This window comes from Mycobacterium noviomagense (genome assembly GCF_010731635.1).
GTDB classification, from domain to species: domain Bacteria; phylum Actinomycetota; class Actinomycetes; order Mycobacteriales; family Mycobacteriaceae; genus Mycobacterium; species Mycobacterium noviomagense.
In genome coordinates, this window is the sequence record NZ_AP022583.1 from 1,590,829 (window position 1) to 1,612,771 (window position 21,943).

Annotated in this window: 11 protein-coding genes; 7 read left to right on the forward strand and 4 right to left on the reverse strand. The window is 67.4% G+C overall.

Annotated elements, in window-relative coordinates; genetic code table 11:
• The first annotated feature begins 16 nt into the window (after nucleotides 1-16).
• From G6N15_RS07630 to G6N15_RS07655, 7 genes are all read left to right on the forward strand, one after another.
• Nucleotides 17-1,780 carry a CocE/NonD family hydrolase gene (locus G6N15_RS07630; RefSeq protein WP_232070429.1) on the forward strand — a complete coding sequence of 588 codons (1,764 nt, stop codon included), beginning with the start codon at nucleotides 17-19 and terminating at the stop codon, nucleotides 1,778-1,780.
• 178 nt (nucleotides 1,781-1,958) lie between these two features.
• Nucleotides 1,959-5,237: an arabinosyltransferase domain-containing protein gene (locus G6N15_RS07635; protein ID WP_083088459.1), complete on the forward strand. Its 3,279-nt coding sequence runs from the start codon at nucleotides 1,959-1,961 to the stop codon at nucleotides 5,235-5,237.
• Complete coding sequence (gene embB, locus G6N15_RS07640; RefSeq protein ID WP_083088458.1) at nucleotides 5,234-8,455, forward strand: arabinosyltransferase EmbB; 3,222 nt, start codon at nucleotides 5,234-5,236, stop codon at nucleotides 8,453-8,455. Before G6N15_RS07635 ends, embB begins: the two co-directional genes overlap by 4 nt.
• Nucleotides 8,456-8,542: 87 nt before the next feature.
• Nucleotides 8,543-9,928: an IS30 family transposase gene (locus G6N15_RS07645; protein WP_232070369.1), complete on the forward strand. Its 1,386-nt coding sequence runs from the start codon at nucleotides 8,543-8,545 to the stop codon at nucleotides 9,926-9,928.
• A gap of 112 nt (nucleotides 9,929-10,040) precedes the next feature.
• Nucleotides 10,041-10,169 (forward strand): hypothetical protein, encoded by a 129-nt coding sequence (locus G6N15_RS23505; protein ID WP_264019050.1) that lies wholly within the window; start codon nucleotides 10,041-10,043, stop codon nucleotides 10,167-10,169.
• A 227-nt stretch (nucleotides 10,170-10,396) separates the two neighbouring features.
• Nucleotides 10,397-10,915, forward strand: coding sequence for a hypothetical protein (locus G6N15_RS23130; protein WP_232070370.1), 519 nt, complete (start codon nucleotides 10,397-10,399; stop codon nucleotides 10,913-10,915).
• Between the two features lie 12 nt (nucleotides 10,916-10,927).
• Complete coding sequence (locus tag G6N15_RS07655) at nucleotides 10,928-11,794, forward strand: SGNH/GDSL hydrolase family protein (protein ID WP_083088702.1); 867 nt, start codon at nucleotides 10,928-10,930, stop codon at nucleotides 11,792-11,794.
• 68 nt (nucleotides 11,795-11,862) lie between these two features.
• Here G6N15_RS07655 and G6N15_RS07660 read toward each other — a convergent pair whose 3' ends face one another.
• The 4 genes from G6N15_RS07660 to culp6 form a co-directional block, all read right to left on the reverse strand.
• Nucleotides 11,863-13,413: an acyl-CoA carboxylase subunit beta gene (locus G6N15_RS07660; protein WP_083088703.1), complete on the reverse strand. Its 1,551-nt coding sequence runs from the start codon at nucleotides 13,411-13,413 to the stop codon at nucleotides 11,863-11,865.
• A complete protein-coding gene (pks13, locus tag G6N15_RS07665) occupies nucleotides 13,410-18,632 on the reverse strand; it encodes a polyketide synthase Pks13 (protein WP_372506513.1) in 5,223 nt (1,740 codons plus the stop codon). The genes G6N15_RS07660 and pks13 overlap by 4 nt, the downstream gene beginning before the upstream one ends.
• A gap of 71 nt (nucleotides 18,633-18,703) precedes the next feature.
• The gene (fadD32, locus tag G6N15_RS07670; protein ID WP_083088705.1) at nucleotides 18,704-20,599 is read right to left on the reverse strand and encodes a long-chain-fatty-acid--AMP ligase FadD32; all 1,896 of its coding nucleotides are present in this window, start codon (nucleotides 20,597-20,599) and stop codon (nucleotides 18,704-18,706) included.
• A 264-nt stretch (nucleotides 20,600-20,863) separates the two neighbouring features.
• Nucleotides 20,864-21,886, reverse strand: coding sequence for a carboxylesterase Culp6 (culp6, locus tag G6N15_RS07675; protein ID WP_083088706.1), 1,023 nt, complete (start codon nucleotides 21,884-21,886; stop codon nucleotides 20,864-20,866).
• Between the last annotated feature and the right edge of the window lie 57 nt (nucleotides 21,887-21,943).

The window sequence follows — 21,943 nt, forward strand, 5'->3', positions numbered from 1 at the left end:
CAACGTCGGGGTGCCGATGAGCGACGGGATTGTTCTGCGCGCCGACATTCACTACCCGACGGTGCCGGAGACCGGGGCGGCCGCTACCGGGCCGTTCCCGGTGCTGCTGTCGGTGACGCCGTACGGCAAGAAGGCGCCGCCGCCGGCAGCGCAGATCGGCGGGGGTGCTACCCCGTACCTGATCAAGCGCGGCTACATCGAGGTGATGGTCGACGTCCGCGGTACCGGCGTCTCGGGGGGTTCCTTCGAGATGTTCGGGGAGCGCCAGGCCCAGGACGGGGTGGAGCTGGTCAAGTGGGCGTCGACGCTGCCGAACAGCAACGGCCGCGTCGGCATGTTCGGGGTTTCCTACCTGGCGATCAACCAGCTGTTCACTGCCGCCGCGGTGGGCCCGGATTCACCGCTGAAGGCCATCTTCCCGGTGATGGCGGCACGCGACTTCTACCGCGACGCCGCGACCATGGGCGGGGTGCCGCACCTGCGGACCGTGCGAGCCTACGGTGCCATCTACACGCTGCTGAACGTCCTCAACCCGGCCCTGGAATTCTTTGCGCCCGGCAAGCATCCGCGGCCGCGGGCCGGTGGGCTGGCCGCGGTGCGCCAGCGCGGCCGCGACCAACGCCGGTACTTCCGGCCGCTGATCGCCGAGGCCATGAACGGCGGCGACGCCGCATACGACGAACCGTTCTGGGATGCGCTGCGGCCGGCGACCGTGCTTGCGCAGGTCGTCGGCAACGGTGTTGCGGTCTTCCTGGTCGGCGGCTGGCACGACGCCTTCCAGCGAGGCACGCCGCTCAACTACGCCGCGCTGCAGAACGCCTTCGCCGGGCGGCCGGACGACGCGCCGATGGAACTCGGCCAGCCGGTGTCGGATCGGGTGCGGTTGTTCATGGGGCCCTGGTACCACGTCACGAATTTCGACGGGCTGCACATCAACGCGCTGCAGTTGCGCTGGTTCGACCAGTGGCTGCAAGACGACGCAGACGCGGCGATCTCCGACCCGCCGTTCACCTTTCAGGCCATCGGATGCCCGCAATGGTTCCACGCCCGCGAATTCCCGCTCCCCGAAGCGACGCCCACCCGGTTCTACCTGTCCGACGCCGGCCGTCTCAGCACTGACCGCTCCCCCGACCAAACGGTGGCGACCCTCGACTATGCGGCTCGCGGTCCGGTGGCGGGCCGAAGCCTCGAGCAGTGGACGCTGGGAATGAACAGCTTCTTCACCGCCCAGCGGGGTCGGCGCATCCGCTACGACACTGACAACAGGCGCCTGCAGCGCCGGGCGCTGACCTACACGACCGAACCGTTCACGTCGCCCACGCTGGTGGCCGGGCCGATCACGCTCACCGTCCACGCGACGGCCAACACCACCGAGACGGTGTGGGTTGCCCACCTCGACGACGTCGCGCCGGACGGAACCAGCCGCCCGCTGACGCAGGGCGCGCTGCTCGGTTCCCACCGTGCGCTGGACCCCGACCGCACCTGGTACCTGCCCGAGGGCACCGTGCTGCGACCGCATCACTACAGCACCCGTTCTGCGGCCGAACCCGTCGTTCCCGGCGAGCTGACCCGCTACGACGTCGAGATCTTCCCGACCGCTGCGTTTATCGCGCCGGAGCACCGGCTGCGGCTCATCGTGACCACGTACGACTTCCCACACCTGGTGCCCACCAAGCCCGCGCGTCGTGCCCTGGCCGGCGGACGTTACCAGCTCCACCAGGGCGGGCCGACGCCGTCGCACATCCTCATCCCGCTGGCCGATCCCGGCGCCTTCGGCTGAACCGCGACATCGAGTCTGCGTCCACTGCGCCGATACTGCACCTACAGTCACGTCGCGTCGGAAAACCACGCTATGGGCGCAGAGTCGACGCTATGGGCGCAGAGTCGGCGTGGCCGGCCGTGTGTTGTCCCGCCCGCCGCGCGGGCGAAGCGAAAACCGTCGCATACCATCGACCCTCGTGTCCCACGACGGTAATCAGCGATCAGCGCAGCGGATCGCCCGGATAATCGCCGTCGTCGCCGGGGTCGCCGGTCTGCTGCTGTGCAGCGTGATCGCACTGCTGCCGGTCAAGCAGACCACCGCGACCATCCTCTGGCCGCAAGGCGCCACCGCCGACGGACACGTCACCGGCATCACCGCCCCGCTGGTGTCCGGGGCGCCGCGAGCCCTGGACATCTCTGTTCCCTGCGCGGCGATCGCCACGCTGCCGGCCGGCGGCGGCATCGTCCTGTCGACACTGCCCGCCGACGGATTCCAGACCGGCAAGCATGGGCTGTTCGTACGCGCCAACAAAGACACCGTCGTCGTCGCGTTCCGGGACACGGTGGCGACGGTGGCGCCCCGGCCCGCGGTGGCCGCCGGCGCATGCAGCGTCCTGCACATCTGGGCCGGCGCCGGCGGGGTCGGCGCCGACTTCGTCGGTATCCCCGGCGCCGCCGGCACGCTGCCGGCTGAGAAGAAACCTCAGGTCGGCGGCATCTTCACCGACCTGAAAACCGGTCCGGAGCCGGGGCTCTCGGCTCGTATCGACATCGACACCCGGTTCATCACGACGGCCACGGTCATGAAAAAGGCCGCGATGGCCCTGGGCGTGCTGTCAGTCATCGCCGCTATCGCGGCGCTGGCGGTCCTCGACCGCCGCGCGGGGCCGCGCACACCGCGCAGCTGGCGATGGTTGCGGGCGACCTGGGCCACCTGGCTGGCCGACACCGCCGTGATCGCGACGCTGCTGGTGTGGCATGTCATCGGGGCCACCACCTCCGACGACGGCTACAACCTCACCATCGCCCGAGCCGCACGCCAAGCCGGATACGTGCCGAACTACTACCGGTTCTTCGGCACCACCGAGGCCCCCTTCGACTGGTATCCCGCGGTCCTGGCGCACCTGGCGTCGGTCAGCACCGCGGGGGTGTGGATGCGGCTGCCCGCAACCGCCGCAGGCATCGGGTGCTGGCTGATCATCAGCCGCTACGTGCTGCCGCGGCTGGGTCCGGCCAGGGGCGGCCTGGCAGGCAACCGTGTGGCGGTGTGGACCGCGGGCGCGGTATTCGTGGCCGCATGGCTGCCGTTCAACAACGGCCTGCGCCCGGAGCCGCTGATCGCGTTCGGCACGCTGCTCACCTGGGTGCTGGTCGAGCAGGCGATCGCCACCCGGCGGCTCGTTCCCGCCGCGGTCGCGATCGTGGTCGCGATGCTCACCGCAACTCTCGCTCCACAGGGCCTGATCGCCCTGGGTGCGCTATTGACCGGTGCGCGGACCGTCGCCCGGATCATCATGCGGCGCCGGGCAGCCGACGGGCTGTTGGCGCCGCTGGCAGTGTTGGCAGCCTCGCTGTCGCTGATCGCGGTCGTGGTGTTCCGCGCCCAGACACTGGCCACCGTGGCCGAGAGCGCACGCATCAAATACGTTGTGGGGCCGACGATCTCGTGGTATCAGGAGTTTTTGCGCTACTACTTCGTGACGGTCGAGTCGAATGTCGACGCGTCGATGACCCGCCGCTTCGCCGTGCTGGTGCTGCTGCTGTGTCTGTTCGGTGTGCTCGTGGTGCTGCTACGGCGCGGCCGGATCGGGGGCGTGGCCAGCGGCCCGGCCTGGCGGCTGGTCGGCACCACCGCGGTCGGGCTGCTGCTGTTGACATTCACGCCGACGAAGTGGGCCATCCAGTTCGGCGCGTTCGCCGGGTTGGCCGGGGCGCTGGGCGCCGTCACCGCGTTCACCTTGGCCACGGTCGGTCTGCACAGCCGCCGAAACCTGTCGCTGTACATCACCGCGCTGCTGTTCGTGTTGGCCTGGGCCACCTCGGGCATCAACGGCTGGTTCTACGTCGGCAACTACGGCGTGCCCTGGCGCGACATCCAGCCCGTCATCGCCAGCCACCCCGTGACGTCGATGTTTTTGACGGCCTCGATCGCGACCGGATTGCTGGCGGCCTGGCAGCACTTCCGGCTCGACTACGCGGGGCACACCGAGGTCAAACCAACTCGGCGCAACCGTATTCTGGCATCCACGCCGCTGTTGGCCGTCGCCACGATCATGGTTCTCGTCGAAGTCGGTTCGATGGCCAAAGCCGCTGCGGCCCGCTACCCGGTCTACACCACCGCCAAGGCCAACATCGCCGCGCTGCGCTCCGGGCTGTCCGACACCAGCTGCGCGATGGCCGACGACGTGCTGGCCGAGCCGGATCCCAATGCCGGTCTGCTGCAACCACTTCCGGGACAGCCCTACGGCCCGGACGGTCCCCTGGGCGGGGTGAAGCCCGTCGGGTTCAAACCCAACGGCGTCGCCGAGGACCTCACCTCCGACCCGGTGGTGTCCAAACCCGGGCTGGTCAACTCCGACGCCTCGCCTAACAAGCCCAACGCCGCGGTCAGTGACTCCGCGGGAACGGCCGGCGGCTACGGCCCCGTCGGGGTCAACGGGTCGCGGGCGGCGCTGCCCTTTGGGCTGGACCCGGCGCGCACACCGGTGATGGGCAGTTACGGCGAGAACGCCGTGGCCGCGCATGCCACCTCGGTGTGGTACCAGCTGCCCCCGCGTACCCCGGACCGTCCGCTGGTCGTGGTCGCCGCCGCCGGTTCCATCTGGTCACACGAAGAGGACGGCACGCTGAGCTACGGCCAACCGCTGCGACTGCAGTGGGGCATCAGCCGCCCCGACGGCACCACCCAACCGCTCGGCGAGTTCGAACCGATCGACATCGGGCCGCAGAAGGCGTGGCGCAACCTGCGGTTCCCGCTGGCGTGGGCGCCGCCGGACGCTAATGTGGCACGCATCGTCGCCGACGACCCCAACCTCAGCTCGGACCAATGGTTCGCCTTCACCCCGCCGCGGGTGCCGGTGCTGCAAACCCTCCAGCAACTGATCGGGTCGCACGCCCCGGTATTCATGGACATCGCGACCGCCGCCAACTTCCCCTGCCAGCGGCCGTTCTCCGAACACCTTGGCGTAGCTGAACTTCCGCAATACCGCATCCTGCCCGACCACAAGCAGACGGCGTCGTCGTCGAACCTGTGGGAGTCGGCCGAAAAAGGCGGGCCGTTCCTGTTCACCCAGGCGCTGTTGAGCACCTCCACGATCCCGACATATCTGCGCGGCGACTGGTTCCGCGACTGGGGGTCGGTGGAAAAGTACTCCCGGCTGGTCCCGCCCGACCGGGCACCCGACGCCGTCATCGAGCAGGGTGCGGTCACCGTGTACGGCTGGAGCCGGCAAGGACCGATTCGAGCACTGCCATGACGCTCACCCAGACCGAACCGACAGCCCCGGAAACCGTGGCCCGAGACGTGCGGGTGACCCGCTGGGTGGCGACGATCGCGGGTCTGCTCGGGTTCCTGCTGTCAATTGCCACACCGCTTTTGCCGGTCGTGCAGACGACGGCAACGTTGACCTGGCCGCAGCACGGCCAGCTGAACAACGTGACCGCGCCGCTGATCTCGCAGACGCCGGTGGCGATGACGGTCACGGTGCCCTGCGCGGTGGTGAGCTCGATGCCGCCGCAGGGCGCGATGCTCTTGGGCACCGCACCGAAAAACGGCAAGGACGCCGCACTGCAGGGTTTGTTCGTCAACGTCACCCGCGACCGGGTGGACGTCACCGACCGCAACGTAGTGATCGCGAGTGTGCCGCGCTCGCAAGTGGTTTCGCCGCAGTGTCAGCGGATCGAGATCACCTCCTCGCACGCCGGCACCTTCGCCACGTTCGTCGGGCTGACCGACCCGGGTGGGCACCCGCTGCGCAGCGGGTTCAACGATCCGAACCTGCGCCCGCAGATCGTCGGGGTGTTCACCGACCTGACCGGCCCGGCGCCACCCGGGCTGCAGTTCTCGGCGACCATCGACACCCGGTTCTCTACTCACCCAACGATTCTCAAGCTGGCCGCGATCGTGGTGGCGATCGGCTCGACCGTCGTCGCGCTGGTCGCGCTGTGGCGCCTGGACCAGTTGGACGGTCGCCGGATGCGCCGGCTGATCCCGGCCACCTGGCGCGGTTTCACGCTGGTCGACGCGACCGTGATATTCGCGTTTTTGCTCTGGCATGTCATAGGCGCGAACTCTTCCGACGACGGCTACATCCTGGGCATGGCCCGTGTCGCCGACCACGCGGGCTACATGTCCAACTACTTCCGCTGGTTCGGCAGCCCGGAGGACCCGTTCGGCTGGTACTACAACCTGCTTGCGCTGATGACCCATGTCAGCGACCAGAGCATTTGGATCCGGCTGCCCGACCTTGTTGCGGGCCTGGTGTGCTGGCTGCTGCTGTCGCGGGAAGTGCTGCCCCGGTTAGGGCCGGCGGTGGCATCCAGCAAGGCGGCGGCCTGGGCGGCAGCCATGGTGCTGCTGACGGCGTGGATGCCGTTCAACAACGGCCTGCGGCCTGAGCCGATCATCGCCGTCGGCTCGCTGATCACCTATGTGCTGATCGAGCGGTCCATGCGCTACAGCCGGCTCACTCCGGCGGCGCTGGCGGTCGTCGCGGCGGCGTTCACGCTCGGCATCCAGCCCACCGGTCTGATCGCGGTGGCCGCCCTGGTGGCCGGCGGTCGGCCGATCTTGCGGATTCTGGTGCACCGGCATCGGCTGGTCGGCACCTTGCCGTTGGTGGCGCCGCTGCTGGCGGCAGGGTTTGTGGTGCTGACCGTGGTGTTCGCCGACCAGACGATGGCAACCGTGTTGGAAGCCACCAGGATTCGCAGTTCGATCGGGCCCAGCCAGGCCTGGTACACCGAGAACCTCCGCTACTACTACATATTCCTGCCCACGGTGGATGGTTCGCTGTCGCGGCGGTTCGGTTTCCTGGTCACCGCGCTGTGCTTGTTCACCGCGGTGTTTATCATGTTGCGGCGCAAGCGAATTCCAGGCGTTGCTCGCGGGCCGGCCTGGCGGCTGATGGGTGTCATCTTCGGCACCATGTTCTTCTTGATGTTCACTCCGACCAAATGGGTGCACCACTTCGGGCTGTTCGCAGCGGTCGGCGCGGCGATGGCCGCGCTGACCACGGTGCTGGTGTCGCCGAAGGTGCTGCGCTGGTCACGCAATCGGATGGCGTTTTTGGCCGCGCTGTTGTTCGTGCTGGCGCTGTGCTTCGCCACCACCAACGGGTGGTGGTATGTGTCCAGCTACGGCGTGCCGTTCAACAGCTCGATGCCCAAAGTCGGCGGAATCTCCGTCAGCACCATCTTTTTCGTGCTGTTTCTGCTGGCCGCGCTGTACGCGAGCTGGTTGCATTTCGCGCCGCGCGACAGCGGCGAGGGCCGAGTCGCGCGGGCGCTGACCGCAGCGCCGGTGCCGATCGCCGCTGGCTTCATGGCCGTGGTGTTCGTGGCAACGATGGTGACCGGGATCGTGCGCCAATACCCGACCTACTCCAACGGCTGGGCCAACCTGCGGGCGTTCGTGGGCGGCTGCGGGCTGGCCGCCGACGTACTGGTCGAGCCGGACACCAACGCCGGCTTCATGCCTGCGCTGCCGGGCAACTACGGCGCACTGGGACCGTTGGGCGGTGTCAACGCGATAGGGTTCACACCCAACGGCGTGCCGGATCACACTGTGGCCGAAGCGATTCGGTATCACCCGCCGCAACCGGGCACCGACTACGACTGGGACGCCCCGACCAAGCTGAAAACCCCCGGCATCAACGGCTCGACCGTGCCGCTGCCGTACGGGCTCGACCCGGCGCGCGTACCGCTGGCCGGAAGCTACACCACCGGCGCGCAACAGCAGAGTCTGCTCACCTCGGCGTGGTATCAGCTGCCGTCGCCCGACAAGGGGCATCCGCTGGTGGTGGTGACTGCGGCGGGAAAGATCGCCGGCAACAGCGTGCTGCACGGTCACACCAGCGGGCAGACCGTCGTACTGGAATACGGCAAGCCCGGGCCCGACGGCGCTCCGGTAGCGGCGGGCCGGCTGGTGCCCTACGACCTGTACGGGGAACAGCCCAAGGCGTGGCGCAACTTGCGCTTCGCCCGCTCGGACATCCCGTCGGACGCCACCGCGGTGCGGGTGGTCGCCGAGGACTTGTCGCTGACGCCCGAGGACTGGATCGCGGTGACCCCGCCGCGGGTGCCCGACGTGCGCTCGCTGCAGGAGTACGTCGGCTCGTCGCAGCCGGTGCTGATGGACTGGGCGGTGGGCCTGGCCTTCCCGTGCCAGCGGCCGATGCTGCACGCCTACGGCGTCACCGAGATCCCGAAGTTCCGCATCACCCCCGACTACACCGCCAAGAAGCAAGACACCGACACCTGGGAAGACGGCGTCAACGGCGGTCTGCTTGGCGAAACCGACCTGTTGCTGCGGGCCCATGTGATGGCGACGTACCTGTCGCGGGACTGGGGCCGTGACTGGGGTTCGCTGCGCAAGTTCGACACGATCGTCAACGCCCAGCCCGCTGACCTGCAGCTCGGCACCGCGACCCGCAGCGGCTGGTGGTCGCCCGGGCAGATCCGGATCAAGGCGTGAGTGCGGCGAGTGTGAAGTTGTTGCACACTTTTTCGCGTCAGGCTCAAGTGATCGCTGCAACACCTTATCGGGAGGTGTTGGGGCCGAATGGGTTATCAGACGGGGTTTCGGGGTCATGGTGTTCATCTGAGCGTCGAGTCGGCGGCTTTGGTGCGGGAGGAGTTTTGGAGGGCTGTTGGATCGGGGTTGTCGCCGACGGCGGCCGCCACGGTGGCGGGGGTGGCGGGTACCACAGGCCGAAAATGGGCCAAGGCCGCGGGATATCAGACCAATAGCAAGCACCACGGCATCCGGTATTCGCAGCAGGTCAGGGACGTATTTTGGGAGGCGCTGCGGTCGGGGTTGACCCCGGCGCAGGCGGCGGTGGGTGCCTGCGTGTCGGAGCACACCGCGCGACGCTGGGTCGATCAGGCTGGCTACGTGCCCAGAACACCAGTTGTTGCTGATCTAGAGCCGGCCGCGGCGTCGCGGTTGTTGTCGTTTACCGAGCGGTGCCGACTCGAAGAGTTGCTGGAGGCGGGTTTCCCCCAGGCCGACATCGCGCGGCTGTTACAGCGTGACGCCTCGACGATCAGCCGGGAAAAAGCTCGAGGAGCAACCAGCTGTGGCTACCGGGCCCGGGTCGGCCAAGACGTCGTCGATGCGGCCCGGGCTCGCCCCAAGCCGCGCAAGCTGGAGTCCAACCCGGCCTTGTTGGGCGAGGTTGTGCAACGCTTGGAACAGCGGCACAGCCCCGAGCAGATCGCGGGCCGGCTGCGCGAAGATTTCCCCGACGATCCGGAGATGTGGGTGTCTCACGAGACGATCTATCAGGCCATGTATGTGCAGCCCCGGGGGGAACTGGCCCGCCAGGTCAAGGCCGCGCTGCGCACCGGCCGGACCCAACGGAAACCTCAGGGCCGCAGCACAATCGACACTCGGGGCCGGATCAAGGACATGATCAACATCAGTGAACGCCCGGCTGAGGCCGACGATCGTGCGATCCCGGGGCATTGGGAGGGCGACTTGATTACCGGCCAAAACCAGGCCTCCCAAATCGGCACCCTGGTCGAACGCACCACCGGGTTCGTGATGCTGCTGCACCTATCCGAGGACCGCAGCGCCGCCACCGTCGCTGAGGCGATGAGCGCGGCGATCCCGAAGATTCCCGAGGTTTTGCGTCGCTCGCTGACCTGGGACCAAGGCAAAGAGATGGCCTTGCACACCAAGATCACCGAGGCCACCGGGTTGCCGATCTACTTCTGCGACCCGCACAGCCCTTGGCAGCGCGGCACCAATGAGAACACCAATGGTTTGCTGCGCCAGTACTTCCCCAAAGGCACCGACCTGTCCTTTCACGGACCCGGGATCCTCGACAACGTCGCCGCCGAGCTCAACGCCCGCCCCCGCAAACGCTTCAACTGGCGCACCCCTGCCGAGGAACTCGATCGGCTACTCTCAGACCCGTCCGCATCTGTTGCAGCGACCGCGTGAATCCAAGCGCGATTTGCATGCCATAACTTCCCACTCGAGCAGGCGATTCGTGCTCGCCGGCGGCGGGTAGCCCGAAATAGGACCGCATCCGTCGAGCGAATGGAGGTGCCCGGTGCGCGCTGAAGAAGGCGACGAAAGTGTGAAGGACTTTGCCGACGAAGCCCGGGACGCCAAGAAGGAACTTAGGGAGTCCACCGAGACCGGCAAGAAGGTGCAGAAACAGTCCGAAACCTCCGACTGACGTTTCATCGAGGCAGCCGCGAGCGGGCGCAACTGACGGCTGACGGGCTGACCGCCAAGTACATCGACTACCCCAGCGCGCAGCGGGCCGCCCTGCAGATGCTCGGTCTGGGCCGGGTGGGACGTTCGCCGGGCCCGCTCGCAGCCGACATTCGGTTTAGCTTCCCGAGCGTGGTCTATACGTACTGGCATTCGAGCCGACAAACGATTGCCGAGAAGGTGGAGTCGATGCGCAAACTGACTCGCGGTGTGGTGTCACCGACGGCCATCGCACTGGTCATGGTCATGGCGGCACCTTTGGTGAATACCACCGGAACCGTTTTGGCTGCTCCGTCGGGCGATGGGACGCGGGTTGCGCTCAGCAATGCTCTGCGCCGATGCGACGGCAGCAGGATCGACGGCGCGACGCCGTCACAGCCGGCCTACGCTACGGCCGACACGCTGATACGTACTGGTGCGAACTCCGTCGTCGCGGACGTGCAACTGGTGGACACTCAGTCGCCCGGCACCCACTACGACGTCGGGCTGATCGAGGTACCGCGGCCGTCGTGGTCGACGTGTGGTCCCGGGGATCCGGGTACGGCGTTCGGCGGCCTGGACACCGACGCGGGCGGACGCGGTGCCACCACCCTGCAGGCCGGCATTCAGCCGGGAGCCACCGGCGTCTGGGTAGTCGTTCAGCGGCCGAACCCAAAGTCCCAAACGCCGACCGAGTACTACACCTCCGACTTTGTGGCGCCGATTTAAGCCACTCATCGGATGTGTGAGGGATCGCTACGGGTTCGCTTCCCGGCGCTGGTTGGTGCACTGGCGGTTGCGTGCACTGGCCACTCGGCGACGAAGACTTCGCCACCGCCCAAGCCCGTCGACTACGTCGCCATGGGCGACTCCGCCGCTGCCGCGCCCAAAGTACCCGACCCCGCGCCGCCGCCCGGTTGCCAGAAGTCGACAAACGACTACCCGTCGGTCCTCACCCGGCGGATAACGCCGGCCCGTTTCACCGACGTCACCTGCAGCGGCGCGGCCACCGAAGACATCACCGGTCAGGAACAGTTGACGTCCAGCGGCCCGGTGCCGCCGCAGATCGACGCCGTGACTTCGGAAACCACTTTGGTCACTATTACGATCGGGGGCAACGACGTTGGGCTGGCCTCCGAAGCGTCGCAATGCAGAGCAACGTCGATCAATGCGCCGCCGTGCGCCGACAAATTCGTCACCGGTGGTGTGGACCGGATCTCTGCCGCGATCACCGCACACGTGCCGGTATGGGCGGCGATGATCGACGACGTCCGCGCCAAAGCCGCGGGCGCACGGATCATCCTGGTGGGCTACCTAACGTATATCCGGCCCGGTGGCTGCTTTCCCGACGAGCCCGTTACCCCGAAGGACGCCGACTACTTCCAGTCAAAACTCAACGAACTCGACGACCGGCAAAAGCAACTGGCCGTCGACAAGCACATCGACTTCTTCGACACCCGGCCGCTGTCCGTCGGCCATGACATGTGCGCGCCACCCGATCAGCGCTACGTCGAGGGCTTCATCGCCGTGCACCCCGCTGCGCCGTTGCACCCCAACGCGATGGGCGCCGCCGCGGTCGGCAACGCGCTGGCCGACTACCTCCGCTAAGTGGTGGCGAGCAGACGCAAAAGCCCCTCATTTCGGCACGAAATGGGGGCTTTTGCGTCTGCTCGCCCTTAGATCGGGATCAGGGCGTGCTTACGCTGGACGTGCTGAACTTGCTTGTCGCGCAACAGGTGCAGGGCTCGACGCAGCAGTAGCCGGGTCTGGTGCGGCTCGATGACCGCGTCGATGAACCCGCGCTCGGCGGCGATCCACGGGGTGGCCATGTTGAGGTTGTAGTTCTCGATGAAGCTCTGCCGAATCGCCTGCGCCTCAGGCGCGTTCGGGTCGGGGAAGCGTTTCATCAGCAGCTGCGCCGCACCCTCGGCGCCGATCACCGCGATCCGCGCCGTCGGCCACGCGAAGTTCAAGTCCGCGGTCAGCTGCTTGGACCCCATCACCGCGTACGCGCCGCCGTAGGACTTGCGCACGGTGATCGTAACCTTCGGCACGTCAGCTTCCACCGTCGCGTACAGGAAACGGCCACCGCGCTTGATGATTCCGCGCTTCTCCTGCTCGGCACCGGGTAAGAAGCCCGGGGTGTCGACGACGAAGATCAGCGGCAGGTTCATCGTGTCGCAGAACCGGATGAACCGCGCCGCCTTGTCCGAGGCCTCGTTGTCGATCGACCCGCCGAGTTCCATCGGCTGGTTGGCGACCACGCCGACCGGACGCCCGTCGACCCGGGCGAAACCGGTGATGATCGACGGCCCGGCTTGCGCTGCGACGTCGAGGAAGTCGCCGTCGTCGAAGAGCCGCAGCAGGATCTCGTGCATGTCGTAGGCCGTGTTGTCGTTGTCCGGCACGATCGCATCCAGCTCGAGATCGTGCGGGGTGATCTCGGGCTCCAGGCCGGGATTGACGATCGGCGGCTCGTCGAAGCAGTTGGACGGCAGGAACGACAGAAAGTCACGCACGTACTGAAACGCTGCGGCTTCGGAGTCGACGACCTGATGGATGTTGCCGTAACGGGCCTGGGCATCGGCGCCGCCGAGCTCGTCGAGTGTGACGTCTTCGCCGGTGACTTCCTTGATCACGTCGGGACCGGTGACGAACATGTAGCCCTGGTCGCGCACTGCCACGATCAGGTCGTCCTCGATCGGTGAATACACTGCTCCCCCAGCGCATTTGCCGAAGATCAGCGAGATCTGGGGAACCAGGCCGGTCAGCCGTTCGTGGCGGGCACCAAGTTCGGCGTACCACGCCAGCGAGGTGACCGCGTCCTGGATGCGCGCGCCGCCGGAGTCGTTGATGCCGATGATCGGGCAGGCGACCTTCGCGCACCACTCCATGAGGTGAGCGACTTTGCGGCCAAACATTTCTCCGACCGTGCCGCCGAACACGGTCTGGTCGTGGGAGAACACGCCGACCGGGCGCCCGTTGATGGTGCCGTGCCCGGTGACGACGCCGTCGCCGAACAACGCGTTGGGGTCACCCGGGGTGCGGCACAGCGCGCCGGTCTCCAGGAAGCTGCCCGGGTCGAGCAGCGCGTGGATGCGCGCGCGGGCGCTCGGGATGCCCTTCTTGTCGCGTTTGGCGGCAGCCTTCTCTCCACCGGGCTCCTTGGCCAGTTCCAGCTTTTCGCGGAGTTCAGCCAGTAGCTCGGCGGTGGTCTTCGTGCTCACTTGCGGGCCCTCTGTTCGGCTTCGATCCTGCCCAGCGCCTCGGTCATATGCGCTCCCACCTTCGCAATGTACGGCTCGTCGATGGCCTGGATGTGCTCGCCACCGATGTGCACGATCTCCAGGTCGGACACGTATTCGCCCCAGCCGCCGTCGGGCTGGCGGATGCCGTAGCGCGGCTCGAACATGATCGCGTCGTCGTGGTAGCGGTCGGCCATGTACAGCGTGACGTGACCGTCGTACGGCTGGATCTGCACGGTGTCCAGCGCCCGGTTGTCCAGGTACGACGTGCGCTGGTGCTCGATGATCCCGCCGGGGATCTGCACGCCGCTGGCCCTGACCGCATCGAGCACGAATTTCACCTGGCCCTCGTCGTCGAGCTGCTCGAGCTGCTCGTACGGGATCTCGGGGATCGTCACGTTGAAGTTCCGTTCGGCGAAGCGGGCGTAGCGATCCCAGCGCTTGCGGATCTCCTCCTTGGTCTGCGGGATCTCCTCGCCCGGGCGCACGGTGTCGATCAGCCCGACGAACGGCACGTTGCAACCTAGCCGCTTCAGGCCGACCGCGCAGGCGTAGGCCAGCGCGCCGCCCAGCGACCAGCCCGCGAGGATGAACGGCCCGTCGCCCTGCATCTGCACCAGCTTGGGCACGTAGCGCATCGCGCGTTCCTCGATGCTGCCCTCGACCCGCTCGAAGCCGTACATCGGTGTGTCGGCCGGCAGCCGGTTGAGCAGCGGCTCGTACACCACCGTCGACCCGCCGGCCGGGTGGAACACGAACACCGGGATCTTTGAGGAGCCCTCGGGCCGGGCCCGCAGGGTGCGGACGAACCCGTCGACCTGCCCGGCCTCCAGGTGCTCACGCACCTTTTCGGCCAGCGCCTCGATGGTCTCGGCGGATTTGACGTCCTCGGCGGTGATCGGCCCGTCGGCGCGCTCGGCCAGGCGCTGCGCCATCTTTTCGGCGGCGGCGTCATCGAGCTTGGGCAGCGGATTGAAGATGCCGCCCGGTGACTTGCCGGTGACGATCGCCCACGTCGCGAACGTGACCCGCTCCGCGGCGTCGCGCGGCGGCACGTCAGAACCGAGCGCCTCGGCGACGGCCTGCTGGTTGAGCGCTGAGGCGTCCGCCGACTTCGCCGGGCCCGCAGGCTGATCCGACGGCGGCGGTGGCGGCACATCGGCGGCAGGCGCCGACGGCTGCTCCGCCTGAGTTTCCGGCGGCGCTTGCGGATCCGGCGCCGGTGCCGCCGCGGTGGTCGGCGTCGCGCCGCTGAGCAGCCGCGCCTGTTCCTCGGCGATCTCCTCGGCGCTCTTGGTCCGCTGGTACTCGTGGAGCTGCTGCACCTCGTCTCGGTGCTCGACCGCGTACTCGATCAGCTTCGCGACGTTGTAGAGGTTGGCGTCCCGCACGGCCTGCAGCTGGATGGGCGGCAAGTCGAAGTCGTACTCGACGCGGTTCTTGATCCGCACGGCCATCAGCGAGTCCAGGCCGAGCTCGATCAGCGGCACCTCCCACGGGAGGTCTTCCGGCTCGTATCCCATGGCCGCCGAGACGATGGTGGCCAGCCGGTCGTGGATGGTCTCACCGGAATCCGGCGACCACTTGGTGAAACCGGCCGGCATGTTGCGCAAAGTCAAACTGTCCTGCAGGGTTTCGGCTTCGTGCTCTTCCTCGACAGGGGCCGACGGCGCAGTCACTGTCGAGGCGATGGCCGAGCCGGCACCGACCGCCATCGGCAACACCGCCGCTTGACCGCTACGGCTCACCAGGGCGTCGTAGACCAAGGTGAACGACTCGTCGATGCGGGCATGCACCTGTACCGACGCCCCACCGGGATGCCGGGTCAGCGTCGTCACCAGCCGGGCCCCCTCGCCGGGCACCGCCCGCTGCTCAGATGCGACCAGCTGCGCGTCCGGAAGCACTTGCGCCGCAGCCGCTCTCACCAACGCGGCCAGATCCGTCTCACCACCGCGCGGCGCGTACTCCCACACATGGCGGCCGTCGGGCAGTCCGACGTGGGTGCCGGGCATGATCACCGAGCCGTCGCCGGAGAAGCGCGCATCCAGCCAGTGCTCTTTGCGCTTGAACCGCGTCGGCGGAATGTTTGCAAAATCTTCGGGGCCTCCGGCCCCAGACGCGCGGGTGAACAGGGTGCGCATGTCGAGGTCGTGGCCGTGCACGTATAGCTGGGCCATCGCCTGCGTCATCGAGTCGACCTCGTCCTGCTTGCGCGCCAGCGTTGGAATCAGTTGCGCGTCAGGCAAACCCGCAGCGGCCGTGGTCAAGCCCACCTGCATCAGCGCGACCGGGTTGGGCGCAAGCTCCAGGAACGTGGTGTGCCCGTTGTCGACGGCGTTGCGGATGCCGTGGGTGAAGTAGACCGAATGCCGCAGGCCCTTCTTCCAGTAGTCGACGTCGTGGATGGTCTCGCCGGGTTTGATGTAGCGGCCCTCGTGCACGGTGGAGAAGTAGCCGATCGTGATGGGATGCGGCTCTATGCCTTGCAATTCGGCGGACAGCTCACCGAGCAGCGGGTCCATCTGCGAGGTGTGGCTGGCGCCCTTGGTCTGGAACTTGCGGGCGAACTTGCCCTCTTTTTCGCAGCGCTCGATGATCGCGTCGACTTGCGCCGGGGGCCCGCCGATGACGGTCTGGTTGGGAGCGGCGTAGACGCACACCTCCAGGTCCGGGAAGTCGGAGAACACCGTCTTGATCTCGTCGGCCGAGTATTCGACGAGCGCCATCAGCCGGATGTACTCGCCGAACAGCATCGCCTCGCCCTCGCCCATCAGGTGCGAGCGCGAGCAGATCGCGCGGGTGGCGTCGGCCAGCGACAGCCCGCCGGCGAAGTAGGCCGCGGCCGCCTCACCGAGCGACTGGCCCACCACCGCGGCCGGCCGAGCGCCGTGGTGCTTGAGCAGCTCACCGAGCGCGACCTGGATCGCGAAGATCGTGACCTGGGTGGTCTCGATGCCGTAATCCACAGAGTCGTCGAGGATCATCTCGACGATCGAGTAGCCGCGCTCGAATTGCACGTACGCGTCGACCTTGTCGATCCACTCGGCGAACACGGGGTTGCGCAAATACAGGTTCTTGGCCATCTTGCGGTGCTGGGCACCGAAGCCGGCCAGCACCCACACCGGCCCGCTGGTGACCGGCCCGTCGGCGGCATACACGTTCGGCGCCTGCTTGCCCTCGGCGACCGCGCGAAGACCCTTGATGGCCTCCTCATGAGTGCGGGCCAGCACCACCGCACGCGAACGACCGTGGTTGCGCCGCGACAGCGCCCGCCCGATCGACTCCAGCGACGACGCCTGTCCTTCAGGGCTTTCCATCCAGTCGGCCAGCTCCGCAGCGGCCAACTTCTTGCGCGAGGTCAAAAACGCCGAAATGGCAAGCGGCACAAGCGGAGTCGGCGGCTCAGAAGCAGCGAGTTCCTGCAGAGCAACCTCTTTGAGCCGCTTCGCCTCGTCGGTCAGCCCGGGCAGTTCGGGCTCCTCGAATGCGGCCGGATGCTCCTCGATGAACCCGCCGAACTCGTCGAAGCGGCCCTCCGCGGGGGCGACCGTCTCTGGTTGTCCGTTGGTCTGCGCCTTGTCTTCCGGCTCGGTCTCAGGCTCGTCGCGCTCCACGACATCGCGGGGAAGCACCTCACGCAACACCATGTGCGCGTTCGCGCCGCCGAATCCGAAGCTCGACACCCCGGCAATCGCGTACCCGCTGTAGCGCGGCCAGTCGCTGACCGTGTCAGCGACCTTCAGGCGCACCGCGTTGAAGTCGATGTGCGGGTTTGGCCCGGCGTAGTTGATCGACGGCGGCAGCTTGTCGTGATGCAGCGCCAGCACCACCTTGGCCAGGCTGGCCACCCCGGCCGCTGATTCCAGGTGTCCGATGTTGGTTTTCACCGCGCCCAGCAGCGCCGGCTTGTCGGCGGGGCGACCCTTGCCGACGACGCGGCCCAGCGCCTCGGCCTCGATCGGGTCGCCGAGGATGGTGCCGGTGCCGTGCGCCTCGATGTAGTCGACGGTGCGCGGATTGATGCCGGCGTCCTTGTAGGCGCGGCGCAGCACGTCGGCCTGCGCGTCGGGGTTGGGGATCAGCAGACCGGACGAGCGCCCGTCGTGGTTGACCGCGCTGCCGGCGATCACGGCGAGAATCTGGTCGCCGTCGCGGCGGGCGTCGTCGACCCGCTTGAGCACCAGCATGCCGGCGCCTTCAGAGCGGGTGTAGCCGTCGGCGTCGGAGGAGAACGACTTGATCCGACCGTCGGGCGCCAGCACCCCGCCGACCTCGTCGAACCCGACCGTGATCACCGGGGTGACCAGCGCGTTCACCCCGCCCGCGACGGCCACGTCGCACTCGCCGCTGCGCAGCGCCTGTACCGCCTGGTGGGCGGCGACCAGCGAGCTCGAGCACGCGGTGTCCACAGCCACCGACGGCCCGTGGAAGTCGTAGAAGTAGGACACCCGGTTGGCGATGATCGAGTGGGCGTTGCCGGTGATCGCGTACGGGTGGGTGACCGTCGGGTCAGACATCGCCAAAAAGGCGTAGTCGGTGACCGAGGCGCCGATGAACACCCCGACCGCCTCGCCGCGCAGGCTCGAGGCCGGGATGCGAGCGTGCTCCAGCGCCTCCCACGTCAGCTCCAACGCCAGGCGCTGCTGCGGGTCGATGTTGTCGGCCTCGGTCTTCGACAGCGCGAAGAACTCCGAGTCGAAGCCCTTGATGTCTTTGAGGTAGCCGCCGCGGGTGCGCGCCTTGGCGACCCGCTCGGCGATGCGCGGCTCGTCGAGGAACTCCGACCAGCGGCCCTCAGGCGGGTCGGTGATCGCGTCGCGGCCCTCCAGCAACGCCTGCCAGGTTTCCTCCGGGGCGTCCATGTCGCCGGGGAAACGGGTGGCCAGCCCCACCACCGCGATGTCGACTCGGTCGGTTGGCGCCAGGCGCGACCAGTCCTCGTCGTCGTCGGCCGCTGCGATCTCGGGTTCGCCCTCGACGATGTAGGTGGCCAGCGACTCGATGGTCGGGTGCTGGAACGCCACGGTGGCCGACAGGGTGACCCCGGTGCGGTCTTCGATGTCGGCGGCCATCGCCACGGCGTCGCGCGACGACAGACCTAGCTCCACCATGGGGATGGATTCGTCGATGGAGTCCGGCGACTTGCCGGTCGCGTGGCCCACCCACTCGCGCAGCCACCGCCGCATCTCGGCGACTGTCATATCGGTGCGCGCAGAAGGGGTTTCGGCTGCCGGGGTCTCTTGCGTGTCGATGTCGGTGTCGGGCATGCTCGTCAGCCTTGGTCAGCGAAAGCGGTTGGTGATGCGATGCCACGGCGCAGGCTGCCGTCGATGTAGGCGGCACGGCAGGCGCGCCGCCCGATCTTGCCGCTGGAGGTCCGCGGCACCGTGCCGGCCTGCACCAACAGAAGGTCGCGCACCGTTACCCCGTGCCGGACGGCGATCGCCGCGCGGACGTCGTCGCTGATCGGCTGGGGGTCGAGTTTGTGGGTGCCGGGGGCGCGTTCGGCGACGATCACCAGCTGCTCGGAGGTGTCGTCCGGGTCGTAGGTGAGCCCGGAGTGCGGGTTGTCGAACACCTCCTGGGGCAGTTGGTTGGCCGGCACCGAGAAAGCGGCAACGAAACCGGTGCGCAACGCCTTGCTGGCTTCCTGCGCCGAGAACTCCAGGTCCTGCGGGTAGTGGTTGCGGCCGTCGATGATGACGAGGTCTTTGATGCGGCCGGTGATGTAGAGGTTGCCCTTGTAATAGGTGCCGAAGTCGCCGGTGCGCACCCACAACGCGTCGTCGGCAGCACCCTCGGCGTGCGACGGGTTGGTCCGCGACTTGAGGATGTTTTTAAAGGTCTCAGACGTCTCCGCTTCTCTGTTCCAGTAGCCGATGCCCATGTTCTTGCCGTGCAGCCAGATCTCGCCGATCTGTCCGTCGGGCAGTTCGCTGGCCGTATCGACGTCGACGATCGCCGCCCATTCGTCCAGACCGATCTTGCCGCAAGACACTTGCGCGACGGCCTTCGGCGAGTCCGGATCGACCTCGACGAAACGGTGGCTGTTCAACTCGTCGCGGTCGACGTAGATGACGGTCGGCGCCTCCTTGGTCGGAGTGCTCGAGACGTAGAGCGTCGCCTCGGCCAAACCGTAGGCCGGCTTGATCACGGTGTCGCGCAAGCCATATGGGGCGAAGGCTTCGTTGAACTTGCGCATCGACGCCACCGAGATCGGCTCGCTGCCGTTGAGGATCGCCTTGACGTTGCTCAGATCCAGCGGCGGCTCGCCGTCTTTCGGGACGCCGCGCACCGCGGCGTGCTCGAACGCGAAATTCGGTGCGACGGAATAGACCCCGCCGGGGTAGTCCTCGTCGACGCGGGACAGCTCACGCAGCCAGCGGATGGGCCGGCGCACGAACGCGGCCGGCGTCATGAACGTGTGCGACAGACCGAGCACCGGCGTGAGCAAAATCGTGATCAGGCCCATGTCGTGGAAGAACGGCAGCCAGGTCACACCCCGGTCGCCTTCCTCCCCGTCAAAGGAATTCAGCACCTGGACCACATTGGTGGCCAGATTCAGGTGCGTGATCTCCACACCCGTCGGCACCCGGGTGGAGCCGGAGGTGTACTGCAGGTAGGCGATGGTGTCGAACTTCGTGTCGAGCGGCGGCTCCCACGTGGCGGCGACCTCGTTGGGCACCGCGTCGACGGCGATGACGCGGGGGCGCTCCTTGGCCGGGCGCGTGCGGAAGAACTTGTTGACCCCCTCGGCGGAGTCGCTGGTGGTCAGGATCGCCGACGGGCTGCAGTCGTCGAGCACCGCGTGCAGCCGGCCCACGTGACCTGGCTCCGCCGGGTCGAACAGCGGCACCGCGATCCGCCCGGCGTACAAGATGCCGAAGAAGGCGACGAGGTAGTCCAGATTCTGCGGACACAGGATTGCGATACGGTCGCCGGGTTTGGTGACCTGCTGCAGCCGTGCCCCCACCGCGCGGTTGCGGGCCGCGAAGTCGACCCACGATATTTCGCGGGCGACGCCGTCGCGTTCGGTGGAGTAGTCCCAGAATCGGTAGGCGACTCGCGGGCCGCGCACCTTGGCCCACCGTTCGACGTGCATCACCAGGTTGGTGTTGTCAGGAAACCTGATGTGTCCGTCAACGATGTACGGGTTGTGGTACGCCATGCCAGTCTCCTGTCAGAAGCTTCAAACGTCGGTTTGGCCCGGCGGTCGGCCGCACGCTTCGCCCGCGTCGCTCACCGCGAACGCTAAACCTCACAGATGGTACAGACCACTCGCCTCCGTCTGCACCGCGTCGACCCCGACCATGCCGAGCACAGTGTTCTTATTTTTCTCTTAAACTCTCGTCATGTTAAGGGGCGCCCTGTCCCGGGCCAAATCAGAAGGTACCGCGTCATCGAACTGTTATCGGTGCGGTGCGTGGGTGCGTCATCCGTGTTTGGGGTGCGGCGCCTTCTCGATCAGGTCGTGCGTCCAGTTCAAGGTCCACTCGGTGGCCGATTGCCCGTCGAGATTCCAGAACTGCGTTGTGGCGTACATCGCATGCACCGGCTGTCCGGCGCCGCCGGCCAGGGTCTGCAGCGTTGTCGGCAGGTTCGCGATGTTGAACGCCTCCTGCGGTGCGGCGCAGATCAGGTCCCCGGGCGCGCAAATCTCGTTGGTCTGGTTGTTGAGGGCGCCGAAACCGCCTGGCCGCGCGCCGGTCATGGTCAAGCCCAGCTGTTCGAGTACCGGCACTTCGTGCAAGGTGATCTCGGCCCCCTCGCCCGGGGGATTCGGGCCGATGTCCTTACCCACGCCCTGCTCCCGACGACCATCAGCGATCAACGTCGCGCCCAGCACCAGGTCGTCATCCACGGGTCCGCGGCCGTTGCCGATGTCACTGGCGATGTCGCCGGCGATCACTGCCCCCTGCGAGAAGCCGATCAGCACGTAGCTGGTCAACGGGCACTTGTCGTTCATGTCGGTGATGGCTTTGACCGCCGCGCGGGTGCCCTCGGCGCGGCTGTCGTTGTACGACATCTGCGTGTCGCCGCTCAGCGGATTATGGAACTGCGCGGTGTAGGGAACCGTGTACACCTCGACCCGGCTGGAGTCGAACTGCTGGGTGATCGGGCCGGTGACGTTGAGCAACAACGCCTTCGGAAACTGCACCGGGTTCAGCGGATCAAGCTGCAGCGACGACTCCCAGGTACCCGGAACGGAGAGCAACTGCACGTCGGGGCAGCTGGCGTCCTGGAACGCCGGACGCGGCTTGTGCGCGCGGCCCGACGTGCTGGGCGGTGGCACGATGCTGGGCGGCACCGCGCTCGGCGGGCCCTGGCGCTGCCGGACGAGCACCACCACGACGGTGATGACCAACGCCACGACAAGGGCCACGGCAGCGGCGGCGATCAACGCGAGGACGCGGTGGCGCCTGCGCTGGGAATTACCCCGCGATCTCTTAACCATGTTCTCCCGCTAGCAGAGTCGGTCGGATGTCGTCGGCCGTGCATGGCCGTCGTACCG